Genomic DNA, 11,749 nt, shown 5'->3' on the forward strand with positions numbered 1-11,749 from the left:
GACCACCGTTGCCACCGTCTCCGTGCGGGAGGTCCGTCCATGACCGACGGCCCCCGCCTGCATGTGCTCATGATCCTCGACAGCAGCTACCCGCCGCTGCAGGGCGGCGGAACCGAGGCGCAGGTCCGCACGCTGGCCCGTGGGCTGCGAGCCCGCGGCCACCGGGTGACGGTCTTCGCTCCCGTCGTGCCGCCCGCCGGCAACGGCAACGTCGCCCGCGTCGACGGCACCCCCGCGTTCCGGCTGCCGTTCCCGAATATCCACTTCATCGGCGGCCTGTGGCTGATGGCCCGGCTTGCGCTGTTCTTGTACGCGCACCGGCATCACTACGACGTCTGGCACGTCCACTCGCCCCGTCGCCTCGGTGCCGTCGCTGCGCTGCTCGGCAGCCGCCTGCGTGGACCGCAGGTGGTTGTGAAAGTGGCGAGCGCGACCGAGCTGGAAACCGGCACGCTCTCGCCGAAGCCGAACTGGATCGGCCGCTTCCAGTATTTCTGCCTGAAGCGCGCGAACGCCTGGCAGGCGATCAGCCAGCGCATCTGCCGCGGCATTGCTGCGCGCGGGATCCCGGCCGACCGCATCGCCGCCGTGCCCAACGCCTGCGACGTCACCCGCTTCCGACCGTCCGAGCGCGCATCCGAAGGCCCAATCCGTTTCCTGTACGTCGGGCGCTTGATCCGTTGCAAGAACCTGCCCCGCCTGCTCGATGCCTTCGCCGAACTGCTGAAGACGCATCCAAGCGCGCAGCTGCGCATCGTGGGCGGCGGCTCGCAGGACGCACCGCTGCGCGAACACGCGGCGCGATTGAACCTGCAGAACCGCGTCGAATTCACCGGGCACCGCAACGACGTCGAGGCGCTGATTGCCGACGCCGACATCGGCGTGCTGCCTTCGCTCGTCGAGGGCCTGTCGAACACACTGCTGGAATGCATGGCCAGCGGTCTGCCGATGGTCGCGAGCCGCATCAGCGGCAGCGAGGACATGGTCAAGCCCGGCGTCAACGGCTGGCTGTTCGACCCTGAGGACACGGCCGGCCTCACCGCCGCCCTGCGCGCCGCGGCCGACCAGACCGCCGCGCAGCGGCGCGAGTACGGGGTGCAGGCGCGCGCAACGATTGAACAAACCTGCGGGCTCGACAGCGTCCTGGATCGGATCCTGACGCTGTACCGCGGAAAACGCATACCGGTGAACGCGGCGATGTCGACCGCACGCGAGGGGGTGTGACCGTGCTTTATCTGCTTCTCGCGCTTGCAATCGTCCTGCTGCCGAACGCCCTGCACGTGTCGCTCGACACGGGCATTCCCGGCCTCAACTTCAGCAACCTGCTGTTCCTCGTGTTGCTGGTCGTGCTGCTCTTCAGCACGCGCAGCGCGTCGCCCCGGCACCAGCCGCCGTCCAAGCTCGGCGCGCCGCTGCTGGTCTTCTTCGCGATCCTCGGGCTCGGTTACTTCACCGCCGGCCCGAGCGAAATGATGACGCCGCTCGAGGACGTCACGCGCCTGAAGAACGCGATCTTCTATCCGCTTCTGTACTTCGTGTTCCGTCACTGCAAGCAGGACCTCACGCGCACGCGGCAGCTCATCACCCTCGTCGTGATCGTCGCAGCCGTCGCTGCAGTCGAAGCCATCTCGCAGGGCCTGTCGTACGGCATCGGCGAGTACGTCGAGACGCAGCGCGCCACCGGTCCGTTCGGCGACGCGAACATGGCGAACCGTGCCGGCGTGTTCTACGCGATGTTCCTGCCGATGCTCGCCGCGATCGCGGTCTTCGACCGCCGCAAGGCGGTGCGCGTCGCGTGCGTCATCGGCTGTCTGTTGCTCGCCGGCGCGATCCTGCTGACCTATTCGCGCCAGTCCTACCTCATCGCGCTGCTGGGCCTGCTGATCCTGCTCATGCATCGCAGCATCGCCGCCGCGTTGCTCGCAAGCGTTCTGCTCGTGGCGACCGTGAGCTACCTGCCGGCCAGCGTGGTGCAGCGCGTCGAGGAAACGCGTCGCGTCGATGCCACCGGCGCTGCCACGGTCGATAACAGCACCTCGAGCCGCCTCGAGATCTGGGACGGCGCGTACAAGATGTGGAAGGAGAACCCCGGCGGCGTCGGTCTGGGCCGGTTCACCACGCACATTGGGGACTACGCACCCGAGTACCACGGCCGCGACGCGCACAACGCCTACGTGCTCATCTGGGCGGAACTCGGCCTTATCGGCGTGCTCGTGGTGTTCTGGCTGCTGTGGCGGATGTGGTCGATCTCCAAGTTCGTCAGGCGCGCATCTCCACCGGGAGACTCCGAGGGGCATGCGATCGCGCTGGGCTTCAAGATCACCGTGTTCTCGATGGCATTGAGCAACGTCTACGGCAGCCCGTTCTACGAAGGCCTGATCATGGCGAGCTTCTGGATCCTGTGCGGCCTGGTTGAGCGCTACGGCGTGCTCAAGGCAGCAGCGGTGACGGCACAGGAGCCGGTGCCCGCGAGCGCGATGTGGCCGATGGCGCGAGTCGTCGACCGGTTCCCGCTGGCTGCGCGTACCATGCCGGGTCTGGGCGGTCCGTCGCGACTGCCCCAGAACTGATCGCGGAGTCGCCATGGATGGAATGACCGCCCTGCGCCGGAAGTGGGCCGCCCTGTTGGGCGGCCTGCGTGCCGGCCGCATCGACTGCAGCCCGTCGCCCGTGTGGGAGATCGGCGCGCTCGCGTTGCTGATCGCGCTCGGCCTCGTTGCCGCGCGCATGCTTCCCGACGAGAGCGTCGGCGAACGAGCCTGGACGCGCGCCGATTCAACGCCTGGGATGTTCGATGCGGTCGCCTCGCCGCGCCCGGCCATGGCACGCGATCATTCCCCGATCGCGCGCGCTGCGACCGCAGCAGCACGTGGCGGCACGACGTATTACGTGCGCCCCGATGGCGGCGACGCTGACCAGTGCGACGGCAAGCACGACGCACCGCATCGCGGATCGAGTCGCGATCGCGCCTGCGCATGGAGCCATCCGTTTGTCGCATTGCCGCCGGCGGGCCGCGCCCGCATCGACGGCGGCGACACGCTGTCGATTGGCCGGGGCGAATACATGATGGGCGAAGGCGCGCCGGGCACGGCCGGCTGTGTCGGCGCGAACTGCCACATGAGTGCAGTGCCGAGCGGTCCGTCCCCGCAGCGGCCGACACGCATCGTCGCCGCGAAGGGCGCCCGTCCGGTCCTGTGGGGCTCAGGCGGCGCGCGGCGCGTCATCGATCTCGACAACAGCGCGAACGTCGAGATCGCGGGCCTCGAAATCACAGACCGCAGCGATTGCGCGGCTGGGCATTCGGACAAGGGGGCGGCCTGCCGCACCGAGCCCCCGCACGGCGACTGGGCGCGCACCGGCCTCTACGCGCGCAATTCGCGCAATGTTCTTCTACGTGACCTTCGCATCCACGGTCTCGCGCACACCGGTATCAATGCTGGTGCGTTGCGCGACTGGACCCTCGAGCGTGTGGCGATCAACGCGAATGGGCGCGCGGGCTGGGACGGCAACGTCGGAAAAGGCAAGAGCTCCAACAGCGGCCGCATCGTGATGCGCGATGTCGAGATCGGCTGGAACGGCTGCGCCGAGCGCTGGCGCACCGATGAGCCGTGGGCCTGCTGGGCGCAGAAGAGCGGCGGCTACGGCGACGGGCTGGGCACCCAGACCACCGGCGGCGACTGGCTCATCGAAGACGCGCACGTGCACCACAACACGTCCGACGGTCTCGACTTCCGCTACATGGACGGAGCGGATTCCACGCGCGTGACCGTGCGCCGGCTGTATGCGATCGCGAATGCAGGTAACCAGCTCAAGATTCGCGGCAACGCGCGCGTCGAGGATTCCGTATTGGTCGGCCGTTGCGCCTTCTTCAAGAGCCGCCGCGATCCCATGCTCGACGGCGACCACTGCCGCGCTGGCGGGAACGCACTGCAGCTGGTGCTGACGCCGGGCGATCTCGTCTACGTCGGTAACAACACGATCACCGGCGAAGGCGGCGCGCTCATCGGCGCGAACGAAGGCGACTCCAGTGCGCGCATCCGCTTGCAGAACAACGTGCTCGTGGGCGCGCCCACGTTCCGCAAGCCCGGCGTGCGCAGCTCGGCCTACTACGCGAACGAGGCCCCGGCCGAAGTGAGCTGGGCCGACAACCTCGTCTGGCAGGTCAAGGGCATCGGCTGCCCGGGCAACAGCGAGTGCAACCGCGATCCCCAGCTCACGAACTCGACGCTGTCGAAGTTCGACGCCACGCCCCGCGCGGGGAGCGCATGGGCAGACAAGGTGGGAGCACCGTCACGTGTCGCGCGTGATCTGCAGCGCCGAATGAATGGGACGGCGGGCTCCACGTCGCGTGATTGATCCGCGACACGGCGACTGAAATCTCGGTTCGTCAAGACCTGCCGCGGCGCGACACAAACCGCCGCTCCATTCTGCTTTTCAACTTCGTTTTGTCGCATTGGTCGCGCACCGCCCGGCTTTTCGAGGTGCGCGTCACGTCGTTTTTGTGACAGCGAACAACTCGGATGCTTGCCATCCCGGCGCGTTATTTGATCGACGCCCGCTTTTGAAGATGAAAACTCCATAGGTGGACGGCATATGTGAACCGTCCCACAAAAGCCCGTGTCATCGCTCCATAGAGTCCGTCGCACCAACAGCGCAGGCCACCGCGCCTGCCCTGCGAACGAACTCTTGTGGAGCTTCCGATGTCCCCCCTGCATCGCAACACCTTGCTCGCCGCCCTTCTGATCCCGATGGGTCTCGCCGCTTCGGCGACCGCCTCGGCCGCGACGTTCTACGTCCGCGCCGACGGTGGCGACGCAAACCAGTGCAACGGCCGCTCCGATGCCGCCTACCCGGGCACGGGCACCGCGCTGAACTGCGCGTGGAAGCACCCCTTCTTTGCACTGCCGCCGGGCGGCACGCCGCGCATTGCCGGCGGTGACACGCTGATCATCGGCGGCGGCAGCTACATGATGGGCCAGGGTGCACCGGGCGCCGGCAGCTGCGGCGGCTCGAGCTGCTACATGGCGGCGCCACCGTCGGGCCCGTCGGCCACGACCAAGACGCGCATCCTCGGGAAGGCCGGGACCACGCCGGTGTTGTGGGGCGCGGTCAACACGAGCCGCATCATCAACCTTCAGGACCGCTCGAACATCGAGATCGGCAACCTCGAGGTCACCGACCGCAACGACTGCGTGTACTCGCACACCGCGACCGAAGCCAACTGCGTGCTCGGTACGAACTACGCGCGAGTCGGCCTGTACGCGACCAACTCCAGCAACGTGTGGCTGCACGACCTCAACATCCACGGTCTTGCGCACATGGGCATGAACACCGGCGCGCTGTCGAACTGGCTCATCGAACGCGTTCGCATCAACAAGAACGGCAAGGCCGGCTGGGACGGCAGCGTCGGCGGCACCGCGAGCAGCAACTCCGGCTCCATGGTCCTGCGTAACGTCGAAGTGGCGTGGAACGGTTGCGGCGAGCGCTGGCAGACGGGCGCCACCTGGGCGTGCTGGGCGCAGCAGACCGGCGGCTATGGCGACGGCATCGGCACCTACTACACGGGCGGCCAGTGGCTGATCGAGGACAGCTTCATCCACCACAACACGTCCGACGGCCTCGACCTGCGCTACATGGACGGCGAAGACACCACCACCGTGGTCGTGCGTCGCCTGCATGCCGTCGGCAACGCCGGCAACCAGGCCAAGATCCGCGGCAACGTCGTCGTCGAGAACTCGGTCCTCATCAGCAACTGCGCGTACTTCCGCGGTCGTGACTACATGCTCGAAGCGGACAACTGCCGCGCGAGCGGTAACACGCTGCAGTTCGTGCCCACCTCCAACGACAAGATCGTCGCGCGCCACAACGCGATCACCGGCGAAGGCGGCGTGCTGATCGGCGCGAACGAGGGCGACAGCACCTCGACGATCCGCATCGAGAACAACGTCCTCGTCGGCTTCCCGCGCTGGGACGATGCCACGATGCAGAGCTCGGTCTACTACGCGAACAACGCGCCGGCGGTCGTCTCCTGGGCCGGCAACCTCGTGTGGAAGGTCAAGAACAACACCTGCCCGACGGGCTCGATCTGCGGTCAGGATCCGAAGCTCAAGAACATCACGCTCGCCGCGTTCGACGCGACCCCGCTGGACGGCAGCCCGGTGATCGACAAGGTGGGCCAGCTCGCCGACGTCACCAACGACTTCCTCGTCCAGCCGCGTCCGTCCGGCGTCAAGAGCGACATCGGCGCATACGAATGGCAGGTTGCGCCCCCGCCGGTCTGCAGTCCGGTCGCTCCGACGATGACGGTCGCGGGCCCGACGGGCCAGGTGGCGCCGGGCACCACGAACACCTACACGATCTCCGTCAAGAACAACGACTCGGCCGAGTGCTCGAACACGAACTTCGCGCTCGCTCGCACCGTGCCGGCCGGTTGGACGGGCACGCTCAGCGCGGCGGCCGTGACGTTGGCGCCGGGCGCGAGCACGACCGCCACGTTGCAGGTCACCTCGGCGGGTACGGCGACGACCGGCAGCTACGGCGTGGGCGTCGGCACGAGCAGCGCCGCGGGCGCGGTGCATACGGCAAGCGCGTCGACTGTCTACGAAGTGCTGGCGCCGGTGTGCGTCGCCGCGGCACCGACGATGACCCTCGTCGGTCCGACGGCCCAGGTCGCACCGGGCACCTCGAGCACCTACACGGTGTCGGTCAAGAACAACGACAGCGCTGCATGCGCGAGCACGGCAATTGGGCTCGCAGGCACAGTTCCGGCCGGTTGGACGGGCACGCTCAGCACCCCGGCCGTGACGCTGGCGCCGGGCGCGAGCACGACCGCCACACTGCAGGTCACGTCCGCGACGACAGCCACGACCGGTGCCTACGGGGTCGCCGTCAGCTCGAGCAGCGCCGCTGGCGCGGTGCACGTGGCAACCGCGTCGAGTGCCTATAACGTTCTGGCACCGGTCTGCGTCGCCGCTGCACCGACCATGACCCTCACCGGCCCGACGACCGAAGTGGTTCCCGGCACGACGAACACGTACACGATCTCGTTGCAGAACAACGACAGCGCGGCGTGCACGACCTCGGCCTTTGCCCTCGCCCGCACGGTGCCGACCGGCTGGACCGGCCTACTGAGCGCAACGAGCGTAACGCTGGCGCCGGGTGCCAGCACGACGGCTACGCTGCAAGTCACCTCGTCCGGCACCGCAACGGCAGGCACCTACGGCATCGGCGTCGGCTCGAGCAGCGCAGCGGGCGCGGTGCACACGGCGAGCGCGTCGTCGGTGTACAGCGTCAAGGTCATCGAGAAGGTGGTTGCACCGACGATGACCGGCACGGTCAACACGAACAAGACGGCGTACCTGCCCGGTGAGACGGTCACGATGACGGCGCGCGTGCTGCTCGACAGCAAGCCGCTGCGCGGCGCGGCGGTGCGCTTCGGCACCCTCAAGCCCGACGGGATCAGCGAGATCGTGTTGCGGGCGACGACCGACACGTACGGCTATGCAAAGGCGTCGTTCGTCTCCGGCACCGGTTCGACCTGGATCGGCCGGTACCGTCTGACCGCACAGGCCGCGTACGGCGATCTCACGAGCTCGGCCACCAGCACGTTCCAGGTCGGCGACATCCTCACGAACTCGGTCGTCACGAACAAGACGACCTACTCGGCCGGCCAGACGGTTTCGATGACTGCGCGCGTGCTCAAGGACGGCAAGCCGGTCTCCGGTGCGGCGGTGCGCTTCGGCGCCCTCAAGCCCGACGGGATCAGCGAGATCGTGCTCAAGGGCACGAGCAACAGCCAAGGCTACGCCAAGGCGTCGTTCGTCAGCGGCACGGGCCTGAGCTCGATCGGCACGTACAAGCTGCGCACGACGGCGACGATCGGTGAGCTGAGCGCCTCCGGATCGACGACGTTCTCGGTGAAGTAATCGCGGGGCGCACCGCCCGCTCAGCCAGCGATCCGCTCGCGGACGCTGCAGAGGCAGCTTCAGGCTTTGACCTGAAGCTGCCTTTCGTCGTTCTGGGTCGAGCCGTTCGCGGCGGCTTCGACGACGTGCGCCGGGTCGACGTTCCAGTACCGGCCGAACACCGCGTCGTAATCGAGCGGATCGAGCTGCGTCAGGCCGGAGCCCGGTGCCAGCGTCAGTTCGCCGAAGTAGATGCGCTCACCCTCGATCTCGAACAGGTCGACGCGGATGAAGTCGAATTCGCGCCCGAGCGTCTCTGCGATCTTGACCATCTCGGCATAGCGCTTCGGCGGCGGCGGCAGCTGTTCGGGGATCGCGTTGCCGAGCGGAATCAGATTCCACGCGCGGTCGAACATCGCGCGCTTGTGGTCGCCAAACCGGTCGATGTGGATCTGCACGCTCTTCACTTCGCCGTCGAACACGAAGAACTTGTAGTCGACCGGCACCTGGCCACGATCGTCGACGAGCGACTGCTCGATGAGGACGCGCTTGGGGATGCGCGCGTACCACGGCTCACCGGTCCAGCTCGCGAAATCGAAGTCCAGGTCCTTGCGAAGTTTGGCAATGAACGCTTGGCGGTCACGTGCGAGCTCTTCGGTCGCGAAGTACACGCCGCCGCTGCGGTTTGCGCACTTGATGACCTGCCCGGGCACGATCTCCATCTTTTCGAGCTCGTCGTACTCGTACACACCGTGCGCGGGCACGAGGTACTCGTCGCCAATGCGCTCGGCGACCCACTGACGCGCGTCGACCTTGTCGGCAATGATCGGGAAGCGCGGGTCATGCCCATGCAGCAGCTTGCGCGCGAAAATTTTCTCGGTGAGCGTGCGCGGCGCATGCAGGCGCGGCAGGTGGCCGTGCTTGAGCAGGTAGCGGATCTTCTCGACCCGGCCTACGCCGACGACGCGGCGCATGGCGAATTGGAAGCGCACGTAGACGCGGGAGATCGGGCGGGGCAAGGGCATCGGGCGGTCGCCGTCAAAAGAGTTCAGGTGAATCGGATGAGGATGTGCAGAGGGGAGTTACGACGACGTCGACGCCGATCTACGCACCGCTCGACCGGAAAGACGCGATTGCGCAGCGCGACCGGTCAAATGCCGCCGCGTCGGAAGCGCGGCAAGATCGCACGCAGACGCGAATCGAACAGCCACACGGGCAGCGCATAGAGCGCGATAAACAGCCCACCGCCGACGAACACGCGGCCCCAGGCGCTCTGCACTCCGAACAGGTCCGTGGCCCAGATCAGCGCGAGCAGCACGGTGGCGCAGCCTAGCGCCGTGACAAGCGTGCGCGCGTCCGGCAAGCGCCGCAGCCCGCGCGGGCAGAGGATGAAGTTCAAGCTCCACAGGGCGCCGTACGTGACCACGGTCGCCCACGCAGCGCCCATGTAACCCAAGCGCGGGATTAGCACGAGATTCGTCGCGATGCTCAACGAAGCAGCCGCGACGGTGATCATCAACACCGTCTTCGAGCGTTTCTGCAGCAGCAGGCCGTAGCTCGAGATGTCGAACAGTGGATAGAGCGCCATCACGGTGCCGGTAATCACGAACACCGCGCCGGACGCCGCCTTGTCCGCGCCTGCGAGCGCGACGATCGCCTCCTGCCCGATGGCGAGCACCATCGTGGCGATGCCGATGGACGCATACGCAATCGGCAGCAGCATGCGCCCCTTGAGATCGCGAACTGCCTCGTCGCCCCCGCTGCCGTACGTGCGATTGGCGACGGGCACGAACGCTTCGGACAGCGCCGCATGCATGAAGAGGTTGATCTGCTGAGCCAGCGCATAGCCGATCGTGTAGATACCGACCGCGGCGAAGTCGCCGGTGATTTCCTTGATGAGGATGCGGTCCGACGCGGCCAGGCCCATCGCCGCGAACTCATTGACCATCAGCGGCATGCCGTACGCCAGTGCCCCAACGATTGCGGCCCGGTCGACCATGCTGCGTGAAAAACGCAGGTGCCGGAACGACCACCAAGTGAAGTACGCAAGCAGCAGCGCGGCCGCTGCGAGCCGCCCCTGGAAGACCGACAGCGCGGTGCGCTCGATGAAGATGACGAACGCGACGCCGAAACCGAGTTCGAGCCAGCGCTGCGATACGCGCGTGGCCATCACGATCCCCGAGCGCTCGCTTGCGCGCACGACCATCTGCACGAAACTGCCCATGACGAGGACCGGCGTCAGCAGCACGACGCACCAGAACACCGATGAGAACGTGTGCCGTCCGCTCCACTCCCAGAAGAGCAGTCCCGCCGTCACCGTTCCCCACAGGGTGAACGAGAGCAGCATCGGCAGAACGACGAGGTTCGTGCTGAAGTGGGTGTAGGTGTCGCGGTCCGCGTTGTGGGGGTAGAAGCGGATGATCGCGTGCTGCCCACCGAGCTTCGCGAGCGCGATCGCGATGAGCACCCAAGTGTTGTAGTAGCCGAGGACACCGTATTCGGTGTTGTCGAGCAGGCGGGTCAGAATGGGGAACGACACGAAGCCCGCGACCATGACGAGCAGGCTGCCGACCGAGTACCGCATGTAATGGGTGCCGACGCTAGGCGGCTTTCGGGCTTCGCGCGCGGGCGCCCCCGGGGCTTGGCTGCTCGCCGCGACCCGGGCTTTTTCTTCAGGAATGCTCATCGGGAATGCATCGCCTCAGTGCGTTCGCGCGAGTTCGGTTGGGCAACCGATGACCGGGAGGCCCCTGGGGTTGGCCGAGCCGCGGCCTGCCAACGCCCATCTGCAATCGCCGGGGTGCCGGGCAGGCCCGCAGCAGGCCCGCGACTTCTCCACGACGGTGCACGCGCTGCGTGGTTTGCCTCAGCTCCGCGCACCCAGCAAGCGGGCACACGGCGGACGGCCGCATGCGGCCGCGTGCGAAGTTCGTACTGGATCGGGCTCAAGTCGGGATTCGTCGTAGAGCAAAGGGAAGGCGACGCACACCGCCGCAGAGCGTGTAACGGAAGAGCCTAGGCATCGATCGCCGGCGGCTCTTTGACACTGTCCACTAGACGTCGATGGCCGCCTGTACAGGCCAGAACGGAAGCATTTCGACGGCGACCGCGGCTCGCGCGTCAGCGATCCGCGCCTGTCCAACCGCGATCCGCTGGCTGTCTGGATCCATGTGCAATCCGGATGAGCCACGTCGAACACACAACTTGTCTCAACCGCTGCCGGCATTGGCCGCTTCGTGCGTTTGAATGAACGGCGGCATTCGTAACAGGCGGCCATGGGTTCGGGTTAGCAACCCGACGACGGGCCCCGGTTACGATGGGCGTGCTTGAGGACGATTGATGAAGGCCGATTTTTCGCTCGTGTATTCGCAGCTGGACCTGCGTCCTGACTGCAGCCTGGAGGAGTTCCGCAGCGCATACATGCGCCGCATCGCCGAGCTGCATCCGGACCGCAGCGGCCGCGAACCTGCGACCGTCGAGGGTCAGGCCATGCTGCGCGAACTGGTGTCGACCTATGTCGCGGTCACACGGTTTCACCGCCGCTACGGGCGCATGCCAGGCGCATCGCCGCGGGTGTCCGGGAATCACCACGCCCCGAGCCCGGCGCACCCGGGCGTACACATTTCGCACGCGCACAATCCGATGATGACGGCCATGCGGCCGGCGCTTCAGATCGCGCCGTCCAGCGATCCTTCGCCGCCCGAGCGCCAGTCCACCGTGACCCTGCGCCTGGTGGTCATCATCGTGACGCTGGGCCTGTTGCTCGCGCTCTGGGAAGTCAGCCGCCTGCTTTGATCGCGGCTGCGGCACGACACTCCTGTGCGGCACGACCTCCGATGAACTCA

The 11,749-nt window shown here is 67.1% G+C and carries 7 protein-coding genes; 5 read left to right on the top strand and 2 right to left on the bottom strand.

Annotated elements, in window-relative coordinates:
• Positions 1–39 precede the first annotated feature (39 nt).
• The 4 genes from IE075_RS04890 to IE075_RS04905 all read left to right on the top strand — a co-directional run bounded on the left by IE075_RS04890 (position 40) and on the right by IE075_RS04905 (position 7,925).
• Positions 40–1,224: a glycosyltransferase family 4 protein gene (locus IE075_RS04890; protein WP_189453837.1), complete on the top strand. Its 1,185-nt coding sequence runs from the start codon at positions 40–42 to the stop codon at positions 1,222–1,224.
• 2 nt (positions 1,225–1,226) lie between these two features.
• Positions 1,227–2,570: an O-antigen ligase family protein gene (locus IE075_RS04895; protein WP_189453838.1), complete on the top strand. Its 1,344-nt coding sequence runs from the start codon at positions 1,227–1,229 to the stop codon at positions 2,568–2,570.
• 13 nt (positions 2,571–2,583) lie between these two features.
• Positions 2,584–4,356 carry a hypothetical protein gene (locus IE075_RS04900; protein WP_189453840.1) on the top strand — a complete coding sequence of 591 codons (1,773 nt, stop codon included), beginning with the start codon at positions 2,584–2,586 and terminating at the stop codon, positions 4,354–4,356.
• Between the two features lie 344 nt (positions 4,357–4,700).
• The gene (locus tag IE075_RS04905) at positions 4,701–7,925 is read left to right on the top strand and encodes an NEW3 domain-containing protein (RefSeq protein ID WP_189453842.1); all 3,225 of its coding nucleotides are present in this window, start codon (positions 4,701–4,703) and stop codon (positions 7,923–7,925) included.
• 59 nt (positions 7,926–7,984) lie between these two features.
• Here the strand turns inward: IE075_RS04905 and IE075_RS04910 are convergent, their stop codons facing one another.
• A complete protein-coding gene (locus IE075_RS04910) occupies positions 7,985–8,929 on the bottom strand; it encodes an ATP-grasp fold amidoligase family protein (protein ID WP_189453844.1) in 945 nt (314 codons plus the stop codon).
• Positions 8,930–9,054: 125 nt separating this feature from the next.
• Positions 9,055–10,488, bottom strand: a complete 1,434-nt coding sequence (locus IE075_RS04915; protein ID WP_229792319.1) for a lipopolysaccharide biosynthesis protein — start codon at positions 10,486–10,488, stop codon at positions 9,055–9,057.
• 755 nt (positions 10,489–11,243) lie between these two features.
• On the opposite strand from IE075_RS04915, the gene IE075_RS04920 reads away from it, so the two are divergent.
• Positions 11,244–11,699 (top strand): J domain-containing protein, encoded by a 456-nt coding sequence (locus tag IE075_RS04920; protein ID WP_189453847.1) that lies wholly within the window; start codon positions 11,244–11,246, stop codon positions 11,697–11,699.
• Positions 11,700–11,749 lie beyond the last annotated feature (50 nt).

The organism is Cognatilysobacter bugurensis (assembly GCF_014652095.1).
Taxonomy (GTDB): Bacteria; Pseudomonadota; Gammaproteobacteria; order Xanthomonadales; family Xanthomonadaceae; genus Cognatilysobacter; species Cognatilysobacter bugurensis.